Origin of the sequence: Mesorhizobium sp. DCY119 (assembly GCF_003590645.1) — a bacterium.
Classification (GTDB): Bacteria; Pseudomonadota; Alphaproteobacteria; order Rhizobiales; family Rhizobiaceae; genus Mesorhizobium_M.
In genome coordinates, this window is sequence record NZ_CP031834.1 from 1302501 (window position 1) to 1326492 (window position 23992).

Below are 23992 nucleotides of genomic sequence, written 5' to 3' on the forward strand. Positions count from 1 at the left end.
TCGGGGAGGTGCGAATACCCTTTGATCCGACGATTTCCGAATGGGGAAACCCACCTAAGGTACTTGTAAAATCAGAGCTGCTGCCGGACTTCGGTTTGGTGGCGGTTGTGGTTTACAAGTATCGTTATTAGGTAACTTATCCTGAATTCAATAGGGATAAAGTGGCGAACGCGGGGAACTGAAACATCTAAGTACCCGTAGGAAAGGACATCAACCGAGACTCCGCAAGTAGTGGCGAGCGAACGCGGACCAGGCCAGTGATTTTTGTGAGACAAGTGGAACCTTCTGGAAAGTAGGGCAAGAATGGGTGACAGCCCCGTACACGTAACGCGAACAAAAATCCTTGAGTAAGGCGGGACACGTGAAATCCTGTCTGAACATGGGGAGACCACTCTCCAAGCCTAAGTACTCGTGCATGACCGATAGCGAACTAGTACCGTGAGGGAAAGGTGAAAAGCACCCCGACAAGGGGAGTGAAAGAGTACCTGAAACCGATTGCCTACAAACAGATGGAGCCCGCAAGGGTGACATCGTACCTTTTGTATAATGGGTCAGCGACTTAGTGTGACGAGCAAGCTTAAGCCGGTAGGTGTAGGCGCAGCGAAAGCGAGTCTGAACAGGGCGTTCAGTTCGTCGCATTAGACCCGAAACCGAGTGATCTAGCCATGAGCAGGATGAAGGTAAGGTAACACTTACTGGAGGTCCGAACCCATAACTGTTGCAATAGTTCGGGATGACTTGTGGCTAGGGGTGAAAGGCCAATCAAACTCGGAAATAGCTGGTTCTCCGCGAAATCTATTTAGGTAGAGCGTCGACCGAATACCTCGGGGGGTAGAGCACTGGATGGGCTAGGGGTCCTCACCGGATTACCAAACCTAACCAAACTCCGAATACCCGAGAGTACTAGTCGGCAGACACACAGTGGGTGCTAACGTCCATTGTGAAGAGGGAAACAACCCTGACCAACAGCTAAGGTCCCCAAGTCATGGCTAAGTGGGAAAGGATGTGAGGATCCCAAAACAACCAGGATGTTGGCTTAGAAGCAGCCATCATTTAAAGAAAGCGTAACAGCTCACTGGTCTAAATAAGGGTCTTTGCGCCGAAAATGTAACGGGGCTAAAGCCATGCACCGAAGCTTTGGGTTTGATCCGCAAGGGTCAAGCGGTAGCGGAGCGTTCTGTAAGCTGATGAAGCCATACCCGTGAGGGGTGGTGGAGGTATCAGAAGTGCGAATGCTGACATGAGTAACGTAAGGGGAGTGAGAGACTCCCCCGCCGAAAGTCCAAGGGTTCCTGCTTAAAGTTAATCTGAGCAGGGTTAGCCGGCCCCTAAGTCGAGGCAGAAATGCGTAGACGATGGGAACCACGTTAATATTCGTGGGCCTGTGGGTAGTGACGGATCACGTGTGTTGTCAGGTCTTATTGGATTGATCTGGCGGCGAAGTGGTTCCAGGAAATAGCTCCCACTTATAGACCGTACCCGAAACCGACACTGGTGGACTGGTAGAGTATACCAAGGCGCTTGAGAGAACTATGCTGAAGGAACTCGGCAAATTGCACGCGTAACTTCGGAAGAAGCGTGACCCCTTTGCACGCAAGTGTATGGGGGTGGCACAGACCAGGGGGTAGCGACTGTTTATCAAAAACACAGGGCTCTGCGAAGTCGCAAGACGACGTATAGGGTCTGACGCCTGCCCGGTGCTGGAAGGTTAAGAGGAGGGGTGCAAGCTCTGAATCGAAGCCCCAGTAAACGGCGGCCGTAACTATAACGGTCCTAAGGTAGCGAAATTCCTTGTCGGGTAAGTTCCGACCTGCACGAATGGCGTAACGACTTCCCCGCTGTCTCCAGCATAGACTCAGTGAAATTGAATTCCCCGTGAAGATGCGGGGTTCCTGCGGTTAGACGGAAAGACCCCGTGCACCTTTACTATAGCTTTACATTGGCATTCGTAGTGGCATGTGTAGGATAGGTGGTAGGCTTTGAAGCCAGGGCGCCAGCCTTGGTGGAGCCACCCTTGAAATACCACCCTTATCTCTATGGATGTCTAACCGCGGCCCGTTATCCGGGTCCGGGACAATGTATGGTGGGTAGTTTGACTGGGGCGGTCGCCTCCTAAAGAGTAACGGAGGCGCGCGATGGTGGGCTCAGAACGGTCGGAAATCGTTCGCTGAGTGCAATGGCATAAGCCTGCCTGACTGCGAGACTGACAAGTCGAGCAGAGACGAAAGTCGGTCATAGTGATCCGGTGGTCCCGCGTGGAAGGGCCATCGCTCAACGGATAAAAGGTACGCCGGGGATAACAGGCTGATGACCCCCAAGAGTCCATATCGACGGGGTTGTTTGGCACCTCGATGTCGACTCATCGCATCCTGGGGCTGGAGCAGGTCCCAAGGGTATGGCTGTTCGCCATTTAAAGCGGTACGTGAGTTGGGTTCAGAACGTCGTGAGACAGTTCGGTCCCTATCTGCCGTGGGTGTAGGAATATTGAAAGGATCTGTCCCTAGTACGAGAGGACCGGGATGGACGTATCTCTGGTGGACCTGTTGTGGCGCCAGCCGCATAGCAGGGTAGCTATATACGGACGGGATAACCGCTGAAGGCATCTAAGCGGGAAACCCACCTTAAAACGAGTATTCCCTGAGAGCCGTGGAAGACGACCACGTTGATAGGCCGGGTATGGAAGTGCAGCAATGCATGAAGTTTACCGGTACTAATAGCTCGATTGGCTTGATCGTTCTCATTTACCAATGCTCATCTGCGATGAGCATCCAGCTCTCCTGTCCTCATGGCCGTATCGCCTGGTTAACGCCAGGCTGGCCTCCGGACGGGGCGTGGCATAAGCCACGGCGTGCAGTCGCACGCTAGCGGGTGCATCGCTTGGTAAGTCGGCAGCGACTTGCAGCACAAAAGACAACTGGCTACGGCCTACAGCTTCTCGAAAATACATGCACTTTGCCGACCTGGTGGTTATGGCGGAGCGGCTGCACCCGATCCCATTCCGAACTCGGCCGTGAAACGCTCCAGCGCTGATGGTACTTCGTCTCAAGACGCGGGAGAGTAAGTCGCTGCCAGGTCTGCAAAGTGCATGTAAATCATCTTCTCCTAACGATAATGGCCCGCCAACGGGTACACCGGGCCGCGCAAGCGGCCCTTTCTGTTGGAAGACCATCGTAATAAGGTAAGCATCAGCTTACAAAAGACCGGCCAAAAGCCGAATAGTTGACGCAAGGGTGGAGCAGCGCCCCGTCCGCCCGCAGAAGCCAAAGGCTTCGAGGACGGACAAACCAAAAAGTCCGGGCTGCCCGGCCGGCTTAGCCGAATAGTTGACGCGGGGTGGAGCAGCCCGGTAGCTCGTCAGGCTCATAACCTGAAGGTCGTAGGTTCAAATCCTACCCCCGCAACCAACTTAATCCCAAAAAATCCGCACCACTAAAGCCGCACCACTACCGATCGCTGGCGGGAAGCTTCGCTTCCCTGGCAATGGTAGCTCCTCGTCCTGCGGACCATAACCTGAAGGTCGTAGGTTCAAATCCTACCCCCGCAACCAACTTAATCCCAAAAAATCCGCACCACTAAAGCCGCACCACTACCGATCGCTGGCGGGAAGCTTCGCTTCCCTGGCAATGGTAGCTCCTCGTCCTGCGGACCATAACCTGAAGGTCGTAGGTTCAAATCCTACCCCCGCAACCAACTTAATCCCAAAAAATCCGCACCACTAAAGCCGCACCACTACCGATCGCTGGCGGGAAGCTTCGCTTCCCTGGCAATGGTAGCTCCTCGTCCTGCGGACCATAACCTGAAGGTCGTAGGTTCAAATCCTACCCCCGCAACCAAATCAAAAACAAAACCCGCAGCACCCGCTGCGGGTTTTGTCGTTCTGCCACCCGCCAACAGCTCCACACCCCAATCCACAGATCCATCCGCCCCCAACGCAACAGCCACACGATGAACGCGCCACCCTGTCGCCAGCCCAGCTGCACAAATAAACGGCATATTAAATCTTGGTAATCCGCGGGTTTCGCCTCGCTTGGACCGGTTTTCTCCCCTACATCTCGACCGTCTGGACGCATGCCGCCTTGTTCGGCATGCAGTCCTTCGTCAAATTGCCGGGTCGTGATGCAACGTTTTGCGCCTCGTCGGGACATAAAGCGATGTTAGAGGTCGAGGCCGGTTATAGGAATGCGGTTTCATGCAGCGCCCGAAACCCGCATTTCGCGTCCTTAAGTCCCGAAGCAAAGCGTCATTGCTTTGGGCGGCTTCCAATCCATAGAATATCGTCAGGTTTCTGAAGGTCGAAGTTATGAAGGCTTCCCACTTCGTTGTCCTTGCCATTGCGGCGCTCGGCATAGCCGGCGTCTTGTTCTTCTTTCCGAGTCTGACCAGCACCGGCCAGCGCTATGTCACGGAGCTTATCTCGGGCAATCCGCCTGTTGATGCCGCGAAAAAGCCGGATGCGGCAACGTCGAATGCCAATACAGCCACGGCGCAATCGGCGGGTTCCTCCGGGAAGGGTAGATCGGGCGGGGGTGGGCCGATCGCCGTGATCGTCGCCACAGCGCAAAAGCAATCCTTTCCGGTCGTCACCCGCAGCTTCGCCACCGTTCAATCGCCGGCTGTGGTTACGGTCGGCGCGCGGATTTCCAGCCAGGTGACGGAAATTCACGTAAAAGACGGGCAGATGGTCAAGGCGGGCGATCTGCTGATCTCGCTGGACGACCGGGCGCTGCGGGCGCAATTGGCGCGGGACAAGGCCATTCTGGCCAAGGACAGTGCGCTTCTGGTCAGCACGACAGCCGATATGAACCGTGCCAAGGATCTCGCCACCAAGCAGGCGGGCACGCAACAGGCCTATGACGACGCGCTTGCCGCGCAGCAATCGGCACAGGCTACGGTGGAAAGCGATCAGGCAACCGTCGAGGCTGATCAGATACAGCTCGATTTCACCAGCATTACCGCCCCGATCGAGGGACGGCTGGGTGCGGTGCAGGTTTCGGTCGGCGATCTGGTCGGCGGCTCCAGCACGTCGTCGAGCACGACTTCCGGCCTCGTCACGATCACGCAGGTCGATCCCATCCAGGTCAGTTTTCATCTCCCCGAGAACAATCTGCAGGTTTTCAAACCACTGCTGGATGCCGGCAAGGCGCCCGAGGTCAGGGTTCTCAAGAGCGGCAGCGCCGATCTGATCGCATCCGGAAGGATGGATTTCATCGATTCAGCGGTCGATACGGCGTCCGGGACGATCACCATGCGCGCGACCGTTGAGAACGGCAGTTTCGTGCTCTGGCCGGGGCAATTTGTCGATGTCGAGATCGATCAGGATGACCTGAACGACGCGACGGTCATTCCGACGGTTGCGCTGCAGCCCGGCCAGAACGGCCAGTTCGTTTATGTCGTCGGGTCGAACAACACCGTTGAGGTTCGCCCTGTCAAAGTGGCGCTGAGTGACGGTGACACCTCCGCGATCGCTTCGGGCCTCGAACCGGGGGACAAGATCGTCACCGAGGGGCAGTTGCGGCTGAAGCCGGGTGCTGCGGTCAAGCCGACTACGGCGACAGCAGACGCCTATGGCAGTTCGGCCGTCCAGCCTGCGGCTTACGAGAAGTCCCAAGCCACCGCGCAGGACGGCGTACAACAGTAGGGCGACGGCGATGACGATCTCCGAATTCTGCATCCGCCGGCCCGTCGCAACGCTCCTGATGTCGCTTTCGCTGGTGCTTGCCGGCCTCTTCGCCTACACCGCGCTGCCGGTTGCGGCACTGCCGCGGGCGGACTTTCCGGTCATCAATGTCTCGGCTTCCCTGCCGGGCGCTTCGCCCGACACGATGGCCACATCGGTCGCGACGCCACTGATCAAGCAGTTTGCCACCATTGCCGGCATCGACAGCATCTCGACGACGAACTCGCTCGGCACGACGTCGATAGCGATTCAGTTCGACCTCGATCGCGACATCGATGCTGCTGCTGCCGACGTGCAGGCAGCCATCACCCGCACGCAGCGCGCCCTGCCGGATGAGATGCCGTCGCCGCCGAGTTACCGGAAGGTCAATCCGGCCGATGCGCCGATCCTGCTTCTCGCCCTGAAAAGCGATGTCGTGCCGCTGACCGACCTCGATGCCTTTGCCCAGCAGGTCATTTCGCCTTCGCTTTCCACGCTCAATGGCGTGGCCCAGGTCTCGATTTTCGGCAGCCAGGAATATGCCGTGCGCATCCAGATCGACGCCAATGCACTGGCCGCACGCGGCATTTCCGTCTCCCAGCTCCAGACAGCAATCGCCGCAGCCAACAGCAACGCACCGCTTGGCACCCTGCAAGGCAGCCAGCAGCAATTGACCATTGTCGCGAACACCCAGCTCGACAACGCGGCCGCCTTCTCCAACCTCATCATAGCAAGCAGCAACGGCAAGGCGGTTCGTCTCGGCGACGTGACACGGGTTATCGACTCGGTGGTGAACACGCAGACGGCGAGCTGGTATGACGGCTCGCGCGCCATCATCCTCGCCGTGCAGCGTCAGCCTGACGCCAATACGGTCGCGGTGGTCGACCGCGTGAAGGAGATGCTGCCGACATTCCAGAGCGAATTGCCGGCGGCTGCCTCGCTGGAAACGCTGAACGATCGCGCTGCCTCCATCCGCGCGTCGGTCAGTGACGTGCAGTTCACGCTGGCGCTCACGATCGCGCTGGTTGTTATGGTGATCTTCGTGTTCGTGCGCCGCGTCTGGGCAACGCTCATCCCCGCTCTGGCAGTTCCGATTTCGCTGATCGCCACCCTCGGCGTGATGTATCTGTTCGGCTTTTCCATCGACAACATTTCGCTCATGGCGCTGACGCTTTCCGTCGGCCTCGTCGTGGACGATGCGATCGTCATGCTTGAGAACATCGTCCGCCACATGGAGGAGAATGGCGACAGCGCGTTCGAGGCAGCACTCAAGGGCTCGCGAGAGATCGGCTTCACCATCATCGCGATATCGATTTCGCTGGTTGCCGTTTTCATACCCGTTCTGCTGATGGGCGGTGTGATCGGCAAGATCTTCAACGAATTTGCCGTGGTGGTGGTCGTTGCGATCCTCGCTTCCACGTTCGTTTCATTGACGCTGACGCCGATGCTTGCGTCGCGCATGCCCACAACATCCCTGTCCGACGGAGGCGACAAGCGCGGTATCGGCGCCTGGCTCGAGCGCGGGTTCGATGTGGTCGTTCGCGGTTACGACCGATTGCTGAAGGTGTGTTTCCGCTTTCATCTGGTCGTCTTCCTGGTCTTTCTCGGCACGATCGGGCTGACGTTCTATGAGCTGAACACAATTCCCAAGGGCTTCTTTCCGACGGAAGATATCGGCCAGCTTCAGGTGACGACGCAGGCGCGTCAGGACATTTCCTTCGACGCGATGAGCGCGCTTCAGGCGAAGGTCGCCGACGTCTTTGCCAAATCGCCCTATGTCACGCATGTCGGCAGTTCCGTCGGCGGTGGTGGGGCCGGCGGCGGCTCGAATGCAATGAATTCGGGCCGGCTCTTCATAGAGCTGAAGCCCAAATCCGAGCGGCCGCCCTTGCAGACCGTTCTTTCGGACCTGCGTCATCAGCTTGGCGAAATCCCCGGCATCAACACGTTCATGAATCCGGTGCAGAATCTTTCGGTCGGCGCGCGCTCTTCGGCCAGTCAATACCAGCTTGTCGTCCAGAGCCTGGACGAAACCCAGATGAACGAGTGGGCGCAGAAGCTGAACGATGCGATGAGCACCGACAGGCGCTTCTTCACCGATGTCAGCTCCGACCTTCAGAACAACGCCTTGCAGGCAAGGCTGGTCATCGACCGCGACAAGGCTGCCTCGCTCGGCATCACGGCGGATGTGTTGCGCTCTACGCTCTATAGCGGTTTCGGTGCCGAGCAGGTTTCGACCATCTATACGTCGAGCGACAGCTACGAGGTCATCCTGGAACTCGACCCGCAGATAAACTGGACGCCGGAACGGCTTTCGCGGCTGCAGGTTTCCACGAGTACAGGGACGCTGGTGCCGCTCGGGGCCTTCTCGACAATCGAAAGAGTTGCCGGTGCGCTGACCGTCAACCAGCTTGGGCAGTTGCCGGCGGTCACCATCTCCTACAATTTGCCGAACGGCGTGGCGCTGGGCGACAGCATCGACGAGATCAATCGGCTCAAGACGCAGATCGACATGCCGCAGTCGGTGACGACCAGTTTCTATGGAACGGCCAAGACATTCGAGGATGCGGCAGCCAACCAGGGGCTGCTCATTCTCGGTGCGATCCTGACGATCTATATCGTGCTCGGCATCCTGTATGAGAGCTTCATTCACCCGATTACCATTCTTTCCGGCCTGCCAGCGGCAGCGGCGGGCGCGCTTCTTGCGATAGGGTGGTTCGGCTTCGACCTGTCGGTCATCGCTGTCATCGGGTTGCTGATGCTGATCGGCATCGTCAAGAAGAACGCGATCATGATGATCGATGTGGCGCTGACGCTTCGGCGCGAAGGGGCCTCGCCGCAGGAGGCAATCCACAAGGCCTGCCTGATGCGGTTCCGGCCGATCATGATGACGACGCTGGCTGCCATGATGAGCACTTTGCCGATTGCGCTTGGTGCGGGCGCGAGCGCCGAATTGCGCCAGCCGCTGGGCGTTGCGGTCGTCGGCGGCCTCGTGGTGTCGCAGACGCTGACGCTTTTCGTTACGCCCGTCCTGTACCTCTACATGGAACAGCTGTCGGGTTGGCTCGGCCGGATCACCGGGCGCGGTGAGAAGAGCGCTGTGATTGAAACGCTGCCCGTCGAGATCGCAGGGTCCAAGCAGGCTGCCGAGTAACGTTCAGCGGTGGCGATGTTTCGTGCTGGCCGGCTCTTCCTCAGACCGCGCGTAAACATCGAGCGTATAGCCGATGTGTTGGGTCATGAGGGCCTCGGCGCGCTCAACGTTGCGGTCGAGTGCGGCTTCCATCAGGTGCGTGTGATGTTCGATCGCGGTGGCGTCGCGCAGTGCGGCCAGCGCCTGTTCATGCCCGCTCTCCTTCCCGGCCGCCGCCCGCAGCATTGGAGCGAGGCTGAGGAAGCGATGGTGGCGGCGCAGCTGATCGGAGATCGTTTCCTGAAAACGCAAAAGCCAGCGTGACGTGGCTGCGCCGAGCAGGGCGTCGTGAAATGCCTGATGCTTTTCATCCCAGTCGTCGAGCGCTGCTTCCGAAGGATTCTCGACGGCAAGCGTGCAGCGGGACAGGCGATAATGGGCGGTGATGACGGACGCCTCCCATTCACCGCCGCCATTCCGGATCGACTCCACGAACAGCGGCACCTCGAGGAGCAGGCGTGCGTGGGTCAGGTCTTCCAGTTCCTCCCGCGATACCTCTGCTACGGCAAAGCCGCGATTGCTGATCGCCGTTACCAGGCGCTCGGCCTCAAGCCGTGACAAGGCCTCGCGCAAAGGCGTCCAGCCGATGCCATAGGTGCCACGCAACGCGCCGAGTTTCAGTGGCGCGCCGGGGCCAAGCCGTGTCGACAAGATGTCCCGCCGCAAAGTGCGGTAGGCCGCTTCGGTCTTGCTGATGTGCTCGCCATCCATGGGCTGATCCGTTGGTTCTGTTTGCTGCTTTATATATGATATGTGTCAATTACAGAAATTATATATAATATTGACAGGTGATGTTGGGCCCGTATGATCTCTTGCGCGGTGGCTGAGCCAGCATCCGCGCGCGAAAAAACGAGGGTTGTCGATCATGAGTGCAGTTCCAGATCTTGCCGCTATCGAAGCGCGTGATGCTGCCGATCCGCTGCGCGATATGCGCGACCGTTTCGTGCTGCCGCAGGGCGTCATCTATCTCGACGGCAACTCGCTGGGTGCTGCGCCAAAGAGCGCTTTCGCCGAACTCGACAAGGCAGCGCGCGAGGAATGGGCCGATGGCCTGATCCGAAGCTGGAACCGCGCCGGCTGGTTCGAACTTGCCGAACAGCTGGGCGACAGCGTCGGCCGGCTGATCGGCGCTGCCGCAGGCGAAACGGTGGTTTGCGACACGACCTCGGTCAACATCTACAAGGCGCTGCATGCCGCGCTCTGGCTGCGGCCGGGCCGCTCGGTGATCGTGGCCGAAGGCGGCAGCTTCCCGACCGACATCTACATGGCTGAAGGCGTTGCCGCGACCCGCCCAAGCGTCACCATCCGCCTCGAAGGCGTCGATGCACCGGCGATCGAGGATCTGATAGACGAGCAGGTCGCCGTGGTTCTGGTCAACCACGTGAACTACAAGAGCGGTGAGTTGCGCGATATGGCAGCGCTGACCCGCAAGGCGCATGAAGCAGGCGCGGTCATCATCTGGGATCTGTGCCACAGCGCCGGCGCGCTGCCGGTCGATCTTGACGGTACCGATGCCGACTTTGCCGTCGGCTGCACCTATAAATATCTCAATGGCGGCCCCGGTGCGCCGGCTTTCATCTATACGGCCAAGCGTCATCATGAGCATATTCGCCAACCGCTCACCGGCTGGTGGGGCCATGCCAAGCCCTTCGCTTTCGAGCAGGGCTATCAGGCCGGCTTTGGCATTCGCCGCTTTCTGTGCGGCACCCAGCCAATCCTGTCTTTGCGAGCGCTGAAGGGCGCGCTCGACGTGTGGGATGATGTCGACATGACGCTTCTGCGCCAGAAAAGCATTGCGCTGACCGACCTGTTCATCGAATTGGTGGAGGCGCGCTGTGGCGAATTTGACGTCACGCTGGTCGGACCGCGAGAGGGTGCACGGCGCGGCAGCCAGGTGTCGTTCGCGCACCAAAATGCCTACGAGATCATGCAGGCGCTGATCGATCGTGGTGTCATAGGCGATTTCCGTGCGCCCAATGTCATGCGCTTTGGCTTCACGCCGCTCTATGTCGGCTATCGCGACGTGTGGGATGCGGTGGCGATCCTGCATGACATCCTGAAGACCGGCAGCTGGAAGGAAGAGCGCTTCGCGGTTCGTGCTGCCGTCACCTGATCTCAGGCATTCGCCGTTTTAGCGCGCCTGTCCCCATAGGCTTCGATACCTTTTTCGAAGCCCTGGATGTGCTTCTCAAGTTCCGTGTTGTTCATGAAGGCGGTCAAGGTCGTGATGTCCTTGCCTCTATAAAGATCATGTACTTGCGCTGATTTCAGGCGAGCCAAAAGCTCGACGCGTTTCATTGCGAATCCTTTCTCTCATTGATTTGGGTGGATTCTCTGAAGGGGTAACTTCGTCTCTTTGTCAACCGTTCCGAAATAAACGGAATAGGCCTTGACCTTCCAGTTGCTGGAAGCCTTACGTTCAGTTCCTACATAAGACCGGCATGGGAATTGAAGTCATGGATCATCAACACGAACACGCAAATTGCTGCGGGGCGCATGGCGGCAACGCTGCCGCCGAGGTTGTTCGTGATCCGGTCTGCGGCATGATCGTCGATCCGGCTGCAGGCAAGCCGACGGCTCAATATGGCGGGCACGTCTATCATTTCTGCAGCGCATCCTGCCGCGAGAAATTCACCAAGACCCCGGATGCCTATCTCGAAGCCGTCGATCCTGTTTGCGGTATGAAGGTCAACCGCGCCAGCGCCAAGCATTTTGCCCGCCATGAAGGGCAGGGGTTTTATTTCTGCTCTGCCGGCTGCAAGACGAAGTTCGAGGCCGAGCCGGCAAAATATCTCGGCGACCGCCCGGCGCCTCAGGCCATGCCGAAGGGCACGCAATACACCTGCCCGATGCATCCGGAGGTCATCCGCGACAAGCCCGGTTCCTGCCCGAAATGCGGCATGGCGCTGGAGCCGATGGGTGTTCCGACAGGCGATGAGGGGCCGAATCCCGAGCTCGTCGATTTCACGCGGCGTTTCTGGGTCAGTGCTGCGCTGTCCATCCCGCTTCTGATCCTGACGATGGGGCCGATGGTCGGCCTGCCGGTGCGCGACTGGTTCGGCGAAAAGCTTGCTGTCTGGATCGAGCTCGCGCTGGCGACGCCGGTGGTGCTTTGGGCGGCGCTGCCGTTCTTTCATCGTGGCTGGGAATCGATCCTCAACCGCAGCCCCAACATGTGGACGCTGATCTCACTCGGTGTCGGTGCGGCCTATCTCTACAGCGTCGTGGCCACGCTGTTTCCCGATGCATTCCCGCATACGTTCCGGGGGCACGGTGGCGCGGTGCCGGTCTATTTCGAGGCTGCTGCCGTCATCGTTGCGCTGGTGTTTCTCGGTCAGGTGCTGGAGCTGAAGGCGCGCGAGCGTACCGGTTCCGCAATCCGGGCGCTGCTCGACCTTGCGCCGAAGACCGCGCGTCTGATAAGCGCCGATGGTTCGGAAGCGGATGTGCCGCTGGAAGAGGTCAAGGCCGGCGACCGGCTCCGTGTCCGGCCGGGTGACAGCGTTCCAGTCGATGGATCGGTGGTCGAGGGCCGTTCTTCGATCGATGAATCGATGATTACCGGCGAGCCCGTGCCGCTCGAAAAGACTGCCGGCGACCGTGTCACCGGCGGCACGATCAACAAGAACGGGTCTCTGGTCATCAAGGCCGAAAAGGTCGGCGCGGATACGGTTCTGTCGCAGATCGTCGAACTGGTCGCCAAGGCGCAGCGGTCGCGTGCGCCGATCCAGGGGCTCGCCGATCGCGTCGCCTATTATTTCGTGCCGGCGGTGGTGCTGGTGGCGATCGCCGCGTTTGTCGTCTGGGCGCTGTTCGGGCCGGAACCGAGCATGATCTTCGCCATCGTCTCGGCGGTGTCGGTGCTGATCATCGCCTGTCCCTGTGCGCTCGGACTTGCCACGCCGATGTCGATCATGACGGCGACGGGCAGGGGCGCGCACGCCGGCGTCCTGATCAAGGATGCCGAGGCGCTGGAACGTTTCGCCGGCGTCGACACGCTGATCGTCGACAAGACCGGGACGCTGACCGAGGGCAGGCCGGTGCTGACCGATGTCGTCACCGTGAACGGCTTTGCCGAGGAGGAGCTGCTGGCGCTGGCCGCGACACTGGAAAAGGGTTCCGAGCATCCGCTGGCTGACGCGATTGTCGAAGGCGCCAAGACGCGCGGCGTGAAGTTGCTTGACGCCAGAGATTTCGAGGCGGTGACGGGCAAGGGCGTCCGGGGCGTCGTTGGTCCAAAGCATGTCGTGCTCGGCAATGCCGCTATACTGAAAGAGATTAAGGTCGATGCGACTTCATTGAGCGCCAAGGCGGATGCACTCCGGGCCGACGGCAAGACGGCGATGTTCGTCGCCGTCGATGACAAGCTTGCCGGCATCGTTGCCGTCGCCGATCCGATCAAGAAGACCACGGTCGAGGCGATCAAGGCGCTGCATGAAAGCGGGCTGAAGATCATCATGGCCACCGGCGACAATGAGCGCACCGCCAGGGCAGTCGCTGCCAAGCTTGGAATCGATGAGGTTCGGGCCGAGGTCCTGCCCGAAGGCAAGAAGGCGCTGGTCGACGAACTGCGCGCCAAGGGTGCCAAGATCGCCATGGCCGGCGATGGCGTCAACGACGCGCCGGCGCTTGCGGCTGCCGATGTTGGTATCGCCATGGGCACGGGTGCTGACGTTGCCGTGGAAAGTGCGGGCATCACGCTGGTGAAGGGCGATCTCAACGGCATCGTGCGGGCCCGCACACTGGCGCAGGCGACGATCCGCAACATCAAGCAAAACCTGTTCTTCGCCTTCATCTACAATCTGCTCGGCGTGCCGGTGGCGGCAGGCGTGCTCTATCCGATCTTCGGCATGCTGCTGTCGCCGATGCTGGCCGCCGCCGCGATGAGCCTGTCGTCGGTGTCGGTCATAGCCAACGCGCTGCGGCTTAGAACGCTGAAGCTCTGAATTTCTGGAGACGAGAACCATGAATATCGGTGACGCATCCGACCGCTCCGGCCTTCCGGCCAAGACGATCCGCTATTACGAGGATATCGGGCTGCTCAAGCCCGGTCGTGCGGAAAACGGCTACCGCGACTATTCACCGAGCGATGTCCATCGGCTGAAATTCCTGCAGCGTTCGCGCAGCCTCGGCTTCTCGGTTGAGGAATGCCGCCAGCTTCTGTCGCTCTATGGCGATACGGCCCGCGAAAGCGCGGACGTGAAAGCGATGGCCGAGGTCAAGCTCGGCGAGGTCGACCGCAAGATCGCGGAACTCGTCGAGCTTCGCGGCGTCCTGCAGCACCTCGTCCACAATTGCCATGGCGATGCGCGGCCGGATTGCCCGATACTCGACGATCTTTCCGGCAAGGCGCCGCGCGATGTGGCGGAACATTCATCCCCTTCCAAGCACTGAAACAGGAGATTCCCATGACCTCACAACGCAAGCTCGTTGCGCTTTCGGCCGCCCTTTTGCTGGGTGCCGGCATAGCCGGGGCCGCACTCGCGCAGACCGACCACAGCACGCACGATATGAGCGGCATGGCCATGTCGAACGGGGCTGAGACGCCGGCAGCCAAGGGCTATATGAAGGCGATGGACACGATGCATCAGGCGATGGGCTCGGTCGAATATACGGGCGATCCCGATATCGATTTCGCGCGCGGCATGATCCCGCATCACCAGGCTGCCATCGACATGGCCAAGGTCCAGCTCGAATACGGCAAGGACCCGGAAATCCGCAAGCTTTCCGAAGACATCATCAAGGCGCAGGAAGGCGAGATCAAGCAGCTCAACGAATGGCTGGCGGCGCATCCGGCGAAGTGAGCGGTCTTTAGAGCCTTTCCGGCTCAGGTGCGCCGCCCCTCATCCCCCTGCCGGGACCTTCTCCCCGTGAACGGGGAGAAGAAGCTGGCCGCAACGCTGACGACCCCCTCTCCCCGTCCTTTACGGGGAGAGGGTAAGGGTGAGGGGCAGTTTCCATCGCGACCTGAAACGATCTTAGACGAATGGCTTGCCGACCTGATACTTCCCCGGCACGAGCCGGTTCAGATAGGCGATGCCCTTGTCGGAAAGCTCGTTGATATCCGGCTTCAGGAAATCGTCGGGCATGTGGCGGGTCTTGCCCGCCACGGCCGAAAGCGGCACCAGCTTCATGACGGTCTTGTTGCCGTCGAACTGCAATGCCACTGAGCCGCCGCCCTGTGCCGCGGCTTCCACGGCGAAAGCGCCAGCGTTGAATGCTTCGTGGGAGTCGGTGTCATTGATCGCGCCGATATAGCCGCGCGGCATGTAGCCGAGCGCATCGACACGCGCCCGCGTTCCGGGCAGGCCGTCGCGCAGCGCATGCTCGAAGGCGAGGCCGAGATCGCCGCCTGACAGTTTCAGATTGCCATGGGCGTCGCGCTCGAGGCGATCTGGCGGCACCAGGCTTTCCACCAGCGATTTGCCGTCCGCTGTGCTCACACCTTCGGAGACGGCAACGATGCAGCGTTTGTAGCGGCCGAGCGTGGCGCGGACATCGTCGATGAAGCGGGGCACTGAAAAGGCCCGCTCCGGCACGTAGATGAGATGCGGGCCGCTGTCCTCGTCGTCGCGCCAGGCAGCGGCAGCGGCAGTCAGGAAGCCGGCGTGACGGCCCATGACGATGCCGACATAGACGCCGGGCAAAGCGCGGAAATCCAGATCGACGCTCAGGAATGCACCGGCGACGAATTCGCCTGCAGAAATGAAGCCCGGCGTGTGGTCGTTTTCGACGAGGTCGTTGTCGATCGTCTTGGGTGCATGAACGAAGGCGATCGAGCCACCCGAAGCGTCGGCCAGTATCTGCTGCGTTCCGGCGGTATCGTTGCCGCCGATATAAATGAAGGCGTCTGCCCCCACCTTCTTCAGGCCGGCAAGCACGAGTTCGCAATAGGCTGCGTCCGGCTTGTCGCGGGTGCTGCCGAGGGCTGCGCCCGGTGTCGTGCCGACGCGGCGGAGCTGTTCTTCCGGCACGTCGGAGAGTTCGACGTAATCGCCGTCACGAATGCCGCGCACGCCATGGCGTGCGCCAAGAATGCGTGCATCCGGGTGACGTTTCTGGATTTCGATGACCGCTCCCACCATCGTCTGGTTGATGACCGCCGTAGGTCCACCGCCTTGAGCGATCACGAATGTTGCAGCCATCTAGGCATTCCTCTCGAACTGTTTGCGGCATGATTGCGCGCTTGCCGGTTTGGCGCAACATGATTGGCGCAAAAGCGGATATTATCCGATCAATTGCGGATACTTCGCTGGAACCATGCAATCTTTGCGCTGGCAGCATAGTGCACCGTTGCCGCCGGCATGCTCCATCGAATAGATGGGGCGGAACGATTTTTGAACGAGGAATATCATGACAAGCAATGCTTCTCTCCAGTCCCGCCGGGTCGCGGCGATCCCGCGCGGCGTGGCGACTGCCTATCCGGTCTTCGCAAAGCGCGCGGAAGGCTCCGAGATCTGGGATGTCGATGACAAGCGCTATGTCGATTTCGGCGGCGGCATCGCCGTGCTCAACACCGGCCATCGCCATCCGAAGGTCATTGCCGCCGTGCGCGAGCAGCTTGATGCCTTCACGCATACGGCCTTCCAGATCGTGCCTTACGAGCCCTACATCGAGCTCTGCGAGAAGCTGAATGCGCTGGCCCCGTTCAAGGGCGAGGCCAAGAGCATCCTGTTTTCGACCGGCGCGGAAGCCGTCGAGAACGCGGTCAAGATCGCGCGCGCCGCAACCGGGCGCACCAATGTGATTGCCTTCACCGGTGCCTTCCATGGCCGCACGCTGATGACCAGCGCGCTCACCGGCAAGGTCGCGCCCTACAAGAAGAAGTTCGGGCCCATGCCCGGCGGCATCTGGCATGTGCCGTTCCCCGTTGCGCAGCTTGGCACGACGGTTGCCGACACATTGAAGGCAATCGAGTATCTGTTCCGCGCAGATGTTGACCCGGTGAACGTCGCCGCCTTCATCATCGAGCCGGTTCAGGGCGAGGGCGGTTTCCATCCGGCTCCGACAGAGCTGCTGGAAGCGCTGCGCAAGCTCTGCGACCAGCATGGCATCCTGTTGATCGCCGACGAGGTTCAGACCGGCTTTGCCCGCACCGGCAAGATGTTCGGCATCGAAAACAGCGGCGTCGAGCCAGACCTGCTGACGATCGCGAAATCGCTCGCCGGCGGCTTCCCGCTTTCGGGCGTCATCGGCCGCGCCGAAATCATGGATGCGGCAGAGCCCGGCGGTCTTGGCGGCACCTATGCCGGCAGCCCGATTGCCTGCGCGGCAGCCCTTGCCGTGCTCGACGTGATTGCTGAGGAAAAGCTGATCGATCGCGCCAATTCTCTCGGTGACCGCATCAAGGGCGAACTGGCCCGTTTTGCCCAGCGCAACGACACGGTGGCGATGTCCGCCATTCGTGGACCGGGTGCGATGGTCGCGTTCGATATCGTGAAGAGCCGCGGAAGCGAGGAGCCCGACGCGGACGCCACGAAGCGCGTGACAACGGCAGCGCTCGCCGAAGGTCTGGTGCTTCTGTCCTGCGGCGTGAACGCCAACACGATCCGCATCCTCATGCCGCTGACGATCTCCGACGAGATCCTTGCCGAGGGTCTGGGCAAGCTGGAAAAGGCGCTGGTCGCAGCCAACGCCTGAGATCGATTTACTTGAAGCAGAAACGCCGGCGATCATCACCGCCGGCGTTTCCGTTTCAGGGGATCAAGAAGTAGTTACACGACCACGATCGGCGTCTTGGTCGGCACGCGATTGTAAAGGTCGATAACGTCCTGATTGATCATGCGCACGCAGCCGGACGATACGGCCGTGCCGATCGACCACCATTCCGGCGAGCCGTGGACGCGGAACAGCGTGTCGTTGCCGTCCTTGAAGATGTAGAGCGCGCGCGCGCCAAGCGGGTTGGTCAGGCCGCCGGGCTGGCCGCCGCGAAATTTCTCCAGCTCCGGGCGCCTTCCGATCATCTCCGAAGGCGGTGTCCAGGTCGGCCATTCCTTCTTGTACTGGATGTTGGCGCGGCCATTCCAGACGAAGCCATCCTTGCCGATGCCGACGCCATAACGGATGGCGTCGCCGCCCGGCTGTACGAGATAAAGGAAGCGCTCCTGCAGATGCACGACGATCGTGCCCGGCTGCTCGCCTGTCGGGTCGACCACGATCTGCCGGCGGAATTTCGGATTGATCTTGGCGAAGGGGATTTCCGGCAGCGTGTTGCCGCTGTCGGTGAAGGAGGCATACATCAGCTCCGGGCGCGTCACCTGCTTGTCGACGCTGATGCGCGGCCGGATGGAGCCGGTGGTGACATTGTCGAGCTGGAGCGCGGACATATCCACGCTGCGTGAGCAGCCGGCGGTTCCAAGGAGCGCTGCCGAGCCAAGCCCGATCAGGGCTGCTCGCCGCGAAATAAGGCCGGGTTCGTCGGAAGGCACGGATTTCGGCAAGGCTGGATTTTGCGACACGGGCACGTTTCCACGGTTGAACACACACGCTCTGGGATTCGCGGAACCCTGCGATCAAAGCCGTTAGCATTTTCATCAATCGTGGTTGATAAATCGTGAATCGCATTTCCGCGTGACTTTGCAAGGACTTGCCGACATGGACATCGAACGGGACCGCCAAAATGCCTCAATGGAGGGTTGCAAGACGCAACAACACCTTCGTTGCGTCACAATCTCGACCGGACCCGTTTCTAGGTTCCCCGCCTGTGCTGCGAGGGAATCATGAGCGTGACATTCAAGACGGATCTGGCGTTGTTTTTTGGGACGATTATCGCGACTGCGATGGTGCTTGGCGCCAATGTAAGCGCGGCTGAAATCATGGCTGCGATTGCGCGGGCGTTCTCATGAAAACCCGGCCCAAAGACGATCTTTTCGCCTCGAAAATTTCCCCCTTTACATCATCGCGGTGGCAGGGATTTATCATCTCCTTTGAGCAAAGGAGAGTTCCATGCCGCTTGAAACCTGGGCAGCCTTCGCGGCCGCGTCAGCAGTTCTTCTGATCATTCCCGGCCCCACCATTCTTCTGGTGGTGTCCTATGCGCTCGGCCAGGGCTGGCGCACCGCGCTCCCGATGGCGGTTGGAGTAGCGCTCGGCGACTTCACCGCCATGACCCTTTCCATGCTCGGCATCGGCGCGCTGCTGGCGGCATCCGCCACGGTCTTCACCATCCTCAAATGGATCGGGGCGGCCTATCTCATATATCTCGGCGTAAAGCTGTTTCGCGCCGGCGGAACGCTCAATGCAGAGCCGCGCACGGATACGGCGTCGGCTGCGAAGATGATGGGACATGCCTGGCTGGTGACGGCGCTGAACCCCAAGAGCATCACCTTCTTCGTGGCGTTCCTGCCGCAGTTCCTCGACCACAACGCCGATTTCCTGACGCAGATGCTGATCTGCGAGACGACCTTCCTGGCGCTCGCCTTCGCCAATGCGTTTGGCTATGCGCTGGTCGCCGCGCGGGCGCGCAATCTCGTCCGCAACCCGAAGGCGATCGGCATCTTCAACAAGACCGGCGGTACGCTGCTGGTCGGCGCCGGCATCGCCACTGTTGCGGTCAGATCCGGCAATTAGGATCTCATAGTCCGAGATAAAAAAGAGGCGGGCAATGCCCGCCTCTTTGCTTTCATCCGTTCAGCGTCACCATTTGACACTGACGCCGATATTGCCCTCGAAGACCCGCGTCTTCTCGCCGCCGAGATTGGTCGTGTAGTCGGCGGTGGCAAACAGGCTGACCGTGTCGGTGAGCTTGGCGACGACACCGCCGCCGAGTTCCAGCGAGGTTCCCTTGCGCTCGGTCGAAATCGCGTCCGAGCCGAAGGAGACGGTGTCGGTGCTCTTGAAGTCGTGCCAGAGATTGGCCTTGAGATAGGGCTGCAACTTCATGTCGCCGAAAGGCATTTCGCCCTGCAAGCGCACGCCGAGACGGCCGGTGGCACCGCTGCCGGGATCGAAGGAGACGGTGGAGAACCGGTCCTGCTGATCGTCGAATGACAGGTGCTGCCAGATGATCTGGGCCTGCGGCTCGATCGTCCAGGTGCCGGTCAGGGCTATCGGGTAGCCGCCCTCGAGGGAGACGGCAACGCCGCTTCCATCGATGTCGACGCCGACATTGCGATCCGAGGTCGCATCGCCGCTGAACCATGTGCCCATCACGATACCATCGAGATACCAGCCGGTCGGGCCGATATGTGTCCAGTAGGCACCGACGCTGGTCCCGTCGAGATTGAGCTTGCCGACGGCCAGATCGTTCCAGCCGAGCGCCTGGCCGCGAATGTCGCCGTCCATGCTCGAGTGAGCGACGAACAGGCCGGCACGGTCGCGATGGCCTGAAGAGCTTTCCCAGCCGAACAGGTCCGCGCCGGCCTGGAAGCCGAGCAGATGGCCGTCGAAGGTCGGGGAGACCGTTCCGGACCATTTCGTCTCGTTGTCCTGTCCGAAGACGCGGCCCCAGACCACCGGCAGGAAGTCCACGCCCTGCAACAGGGCCTGCTCTCCGCGGCGCTCGTGGAACGTGCCGAGATTGGCAAGGCCAAGCTCATAGGCCACCGGAGGCAGGACCGAATAGGTCGGCACCTCGACGCGATAGAGCGGGACCACTTCCGCCTCGACGCGCGTCGCGCCGGGTGTCGGCGGCGGCGTGGTGTTGTTGAGTGGCAGCGGCGGTGGTGTCACCGGCGGTGCCGGAGGCGTCGGTGGCGGGTCGAGTGGAGGAGCCTCGGCTGGTGCCGGTGGGGCCACGGGCGCTGGATCGCTCGGCAGTACCGGCGGCGCCGGATCAACCGGGTCAGGATCCGAAGGTGTTGCCTCAGGCGGCACTGGCGGTGGCGGAGTAACTTGCGGCGGTGGGGCCGGCAATTCCGGTTCCGGCTCTATCGGCTGCGTTGCAGGATCCGGCGTTGTTGGCGTCGGCTCCAGCGGATCGGGGGCTGGTGCCGGCGTTGGCGGCTCCTCTGCTGGCGTCGGAGGATTGACCAGCGTTGAGCGCAGATACCAGTTTTCGCTCGTGCCGTCGGATACACCGCCCTTGAACAGGAGATATTCGAAGGCTCCGGCCGCGACCGGGCCGTTGAGCGAGAACGATCCACCTGCGGTGGTGGCGCCATTCACGGCCTCGACCACCTGAATGCCGTCCTGAGTCGTGGCGGCGCCTGCACCGCCTGCGTTGATGATGCTGATGCTTGTCGTGCCGGAAGCCGTTCCGCCGGAAATCACCAGCTTGTCGGAAGCGGATGAATCATCGTCAAGCACCGTGTCGAGCAGCAGCAATCCACCATTGCCGACATAGTTGCCGCCGACCGTGAATGTGTCGCTGGTGCCGCCGCCATTGTTGGTAAGGTCGATGCGTCCGGCGTTGACGACGCTGGCAAGCTGGCCGGCGGTAAAGGCGCTGACCCCGCTATTGAAGCCACCGCCGTAAAGCGTGCTTGTCGCATCGACACTCAGCGTTCCGGTGCCGGTTCCACTGTCGCCGAGCTTGAGCTGTCCGTCGAAGGTCAGCTGCGTGTCGTTGGTGGCCGCAATGCTTTCCCAGCTCTGGAAGCGGGCGACGCCAGGCGTCAGGACGTGATTGAGGGTCAGGCTGTCGGTGCCGAGGCCGCCGGTGATGGCCGTCGTTGCTCCGAGGTTGGCGTTGGTGAGATCTTTCAGCGTGGCGGTGTCGTTGTCTGCTCCCATATCCACGGTGCCGTAGATGATGCCGCCGCCGTCCCAGGTGAAGGTGTCCGAGCCAAAGCTCATCAGCACGTCGCCGCCGATGCTGCCGCCGGTGACGGTCACGCTGTCATTGCCGCCGCTGACGCTGATATTGCCGCCAATCGTTCCGCCGGAGATGATGACGGTGTCCTGATCGAAGCCGGTGACGAGATTGCGGTCGATCGTGCCGCCCGACATGTTGAAGTAATTCTTGTCGAGCTTCATGTTGACGCGGCCGATGCGGCCGCCGGTCATGATGGCGCGGTCGCCGTCGTCGAAGAAGTCGATGATGCGGCCATTGGACATAAAGAATGTGTCCAGTGCATCGCCCTGGTTGAGCGACTGGATGACGCCGCCGGTCATCTGGAAATCGTCGATGCCGCCGCCTTGCTGCACATTGCCTGTGACGGTGCCGCCGGTGATGATGAAACTGTCAGCGCCGCCGCCCTGGTCGACCGCGCCGGTGATCGTTCCGGAACTCATCTCGATGCGGTCGGTGCCGTCGCCGAAGCTCACATTGCCGTTCAGCGTGCCTGTGCCCGCGTCCGGGAATTGCAGCGTGTTGTTGCCAAGAAGGTCCGTCAGACCCCCGGCAGATATGCCGCTGTCGCATACAAAAGTGTCATTGCCGGCCGTCGGTACGAACGTGCAGGCGGCCATGGCCGGCGCTGCCTGAAGGAATGCTATGCCGATTGATGTAGAGGCCAGAAGCCCGAGGTGGCGCTTTCTGCCCCTCGTGCGAGAAACAGAATCCCATGCCGATATTCCCGGCATCGGGTCGTCCGAGGTGAAGTGCCGCATCACCGTCTCCAAATGCAATAATGTTATAGATCAGAAGAGCTCAATCAGAATCCCCATGCCTCAACCCCGCCGCATTAAAGCCATAATCCAGCAATGAAGGCAACCGTACCGTGTACGGCGAAATTACAGTTTGGTTTACAGGTGTTGCATTTTTGCTGACGCTACGTCACCGCAGGTCGGGTTCCCCGCCCCGGTGTTGCCAGGCTTGAAAACCTGGTGGGGAAGACCGATCCTGTCACGGCCACAGGTGTTTGCGTGGCAAGAGCAATCTCGGCGCCGGAGAACGACATGCAGGAGCGGGACACTCTCGGTCTCACCCTTTCCGGGGCAGATCACGAAAGCTTGAAGCATTATCAACGCGCCTTGCATGAGTTGCAGTGCTTCGTCGGCGATCCCGTCGGGTCGGTGAATGCGGCGATCGAAATTGATCCCGGCTTCGTCATGGCGCATGTGCTGAAGGGCTATCTCTACGGTCTCTCGACGGAGCGCGAGGCCATGGCCGTTGCATGCAAGTGCCATGAAGCTGCATCGCAACTCGGCGCGACGGGCCGCGAGCAAGCGCATGTCACCTCACTCGGCCATCTCGCCAACGGGCGCTGGCACGATGCCGGGCGCGTGCTTGAAGATCTGACGCGGGAGGTGCCGCGCGATGCATTGGCGTTGCAGGCCGGCCACCAGATCGATTTCTTCACCGGTAACGCGCCGATGCTGCGGGACAGGCTTGCCCATGCCATGCCGTTCTGGAGCTCCGGGATGGACGGTTATCACGCCATCCTCGGCATGCAGGCTTTCGGCTTCGAGGAAATGGGCGACTACGCCCGCGCTGAAGCATTGGGCCGCGCGGCGATCGACCTCGAGCCGCGCGATGGCTGGGCGCAGCATGCAGTCGCCCATGTCATGGAAATGCAAAGCCGCCAGCACGACGGCATTTCCTGGATGCGATCCAATACCGATGGGTGGACAAGAGAGAGTTTCTTGCAGGTGCACAATTGGTGGCACCTGGCGCTGTTTCACTATGATCTCGGTGAAACGGACGAAGTGCTGGCTCTCTACGATGGGCCGATCTACGGTGCGCGCTCGGAGCTTGCGCTCAACATGGTCGATGCCTCGGCGATCCTCTGGCGGTTGCATCTGGGCGGCGTCGACGTCGGTTCGCGCTGGGCCGATCTCGCCGCTAGCTGGGCGCCCAAGGCGAAAGCCGGCAATTACGCCTTCAACGACATCCACGCGATGATGGCCTTTGTCGGTGCGGGACTTTCCGAGCCCGCACGGCAACTCCTCGAGACGCAACGGGAAGCAATGCAGGCCAGTGACGACAACGCCGCCTTCACCCGCGATGTGGGCCATCCCGTCGCCTTGGCGCTGAACGCATTCGGCGAGGCGCGTTACGACGAAGCGGTTCAATTGCTCCGGCCGATACCGTCGATCGCGCACACATTCGGCGGAAGCCATGCGCAGCGCGATGTCATCGATCTCACGCTCATCGAGGCGGCATTTCGCGCGGGCGATGCTTCGCTTGCAGGAAAGCTGTCGGCCAGTCGGGCGAATGCGCGACCAGCCAGCCCGTTGTCCCAGCTTTTCGTCAAACGAGCCGAAACGCTGAGAGCAGGGGCTGCTTGAATAGTCATTTTTTACGAGACTCGAAAAAATAC

The 23992-nt window shown here is 60.7% G+C and carries 15 protein-coding genes, 1 tRNA gene and 2 rRNA genes (1 of these 18 running past the window's edge); 13 read left to right on the plus strand and 5 right to left on the minus strand.

What is annotated here, in order from left to right; genetic code table 11:
- From DZG07_RS06370 to DZG07_RS06390, 5 genes are all read left to right on the plus strand, one after another.
- Positions 1-2735: ribosomal RNA gene (locus tag DZG07_RS06370) — 23S ribosomal RNA — on the plus strand (it extends 78 nt beyond the left edge of the window).
- Positions 2736-2959: 224 nt separating this feature from the next.
- Positions 2960-3074: ribosomal RNA gene (rrf, locus tag DZG07_RS06375) — 5S ribosomal RNA — on the plus strand.
- Between the two features lie 253 nt (positions 3075-3327).
- Positions 3328-3404: transfer RNA gene (locus DZG07_RS06380), tRNA-Met, on the plus strand.
- An 896-nt stretch (positions 3405-4300) separates the two neighbouring features.
- Positions 4301-5638, plus strand: coding sequence for an efflux RND transporter periplasmic adaptor subunit (locus DZG07_RS06385; protein WP_119815242.1), 1338 nt, complete (start codon positions 4301-4303; stop codon positions 5636-5638).
- 10 nt (positions 5639-5648) lie between these two features.
- Positions 5649-8810, plus strand: a complete 3162-nt coding sequence (locus tag DZG07_RS06390) for an efflux RND transporter permease subunit (protein WP_119815245.1) — start codon at positions 5649-5651, stop codon at positions 8808-8810.
- Positions 8811-8813: 3 nt separating this feature from the next.
- On the opposite strand, the gene DZG07_RS06395 is transcribed toward DZG07_RS06390, so the two are convergent.
- On the minus strand, positions 8814-9560 hold the full coding sequence (locus DZG07_RS06395) for a GntR family transcriptional regulator (protein WP_119815248.1): 747 nt from the start codon (positions 9558-9560) through the stop codon (positions 8814-8816).
- A gap of 154 nt (positions 9561-9714) precedes the next feature.
- On the opposite strand from DZG07_RS06395, the gene kynU reads away from it, so the two are divergent.
- Positions 9715-10962: a kynureninase gene (gene kynU, locus DZG07_RS06400; RefSeq protein ID WP_119821454.1), complete on the plus strand. Its 1248-nt coding sequence runs from the start codon at positions 9715-9717 to the stop codon at positions 10960-10962.
- Between the two features lie 2 nt (positions 10963-10964).
- Here the strand turns inward: kynU and DZG07_RS06405 are convergent, their stop codons facing one another.
- Positions 10965-11147, minus strand: a complete 183-nt coding sequence (locus DZG07_RS06405) for a hypothetical protein (protein ID WP_119815251.1) — start codon at positions 11145-11147, stop codon at positions 10965-10967.
- Between the two features lie 158 nt (positions 11148-11305).
- Between DZG07_RS06405 and DZG07_RS06410 the strand changes: the two genes are divergently transcribed.
- Genes DZG07_RS06410 through DZG07_RS06420 form a run of 3 tightly spaced genes read left to right on the plus strand, consistent with a single transcriptional unit; the run spans position 11306 to position 14653 of the window.
- The gene (locus DZG07_RS06410; RefSeq protein WP_162931562.1) at positions 11306-13795 is read left to right on the plus strand and encodes a heavy metal translocating P-type ATPase; all 2490 of its coding nucleotides are present in this window, start codon (positions 11306-11308) and stop codon (positions 13793-13795) included.
- 19 nt (positions 13796-13814) lie between these two features.
- Positions 13815-14243 (plus strand): Cu(I)-responsive transcriptional regulator, encoded by a 429-nt coding sequence (cueR, locus tag DZG07_RS06415; protein ID WP_119815257.1) that lies wholly within the window; start codon positions 13815-13817, stop codon positions 14241-14243.
- 14 nt (positions 14244-14257) lie between these two features.
- The gene (locus DZG07_RS06420; protein WP_119815260.1) at positions 14258-14653 is read left to right on the plus strand and encodes a DUF305 domain-containing protein; all 396 of its coding nucleotides are present in this window, start codon (positions 14258-14260) and stop codon (positions 14651-14653) included.
- 174 nt (positions 14654-14827) lie between these two features.
- On the opposite strand, the gene DZG07_RS06425 is transcribed toward DZG07_RS06420, so the two are convergent.
- Positions 14828-15994 (minus strand): diphosphate--fructose-6-phosphate 1-phosphotransferase, encoded by a 1167-nt coding sequence (locus DZG07_RS06425; RefSeq protein WP_119815262.1) that lies wholly within the window; start codon positions 15992-15994, stop codon positions 14828-14830.
- Positions 15995-16202: 208 nt separating this feature from the next.
- Here DZG07_RS06425 and gabT point away from each other — a divergent pair, with 208 nt between their 5' ends.
- Positions 16203-17489, plus strand: coding sequence for a 4-aminobutyrate--2-oxoglutarate transaminase (gene gabT / locus DZG07_RS06430; protein ID WP_091915505.1), 1287 nt, complete (start codon positions 16203-16205; stop codon positions 17487-17489).
- Positions 17490-17563: 74 nt separating this feature from the next.
- Here gabT and DZG07_RS06435 read toward each other — a convergent pair whose 3' ends face one another.
- The gene (locus DZG07_RS06435; RefSeq protein ID WP_091915503.1) at positions 17564-18307 is read right to left on the minus strand and encodes a L,D-transpeptidase; all 744 of its coding nucleotides are present in this window, start codon (positions 18305-18307) and stop codon (positions 17564-17566) included.
- Positions 18308-18568: 261 nt separating this feature from the next.
- On the opposite strand from DZG07_RS06435, the gene DZG07_RS24335 reads away from it, so the two are divergent.
- Positions 18569-18694, plus strand: coding sequence for a hypothetical protein (locus tag DZG07_RS24335; protein WP_280141841.1), 126 nt, complete (start codon positions 18569-18571; stop codon positions 18692-18694).
- A gap of 100 nt (positions 18695-18794) precedes the next feature.
- Positions 18795-19418, plus strand: a complete 624-nt coding sequence (locus DZG07_RS06440; RefSeq protein ID WP_119815265.1) for a LysE family translocator — start codon at positions 18795-18797, stop codon at positions 19416-19418.
- Between the two features lie 66 nt (positions 19419-19484).
- Here the strand turns inward: DZG07_RS06440 and DZG07_RS06445 are convergent, their stop codons facing one another.
- Entirely contained in the window at positions 19485-22199 is a 2715-nt protein-coding gene (locus DZG07_RS06445) for an autotransporter outer membrane beta-barrel domain-containing protein (RefSeq protein ID WP_245429595.1), read from the minus strand.
- 429 nt (positions 22200-22628) lie between these two features.
- Between DZG07_RS06445 and DZG07_RS06450 the strand changes: the two genes are divergently transcribed.
- The gene (locus DZG07_RS06450) at positions 22629-23960 is read left to right on the plus strand and encodes a tetratricopeptide repeat protein (protein WP_119815268.1); all 1332 of its coding nucleotides are present in this window, start codon (positions 22629-22631) and stop codon (positions 23958-23960) included.
- The last annotated feature ends 32 nt before the right edge of the window (positions 23961-23992 follow it).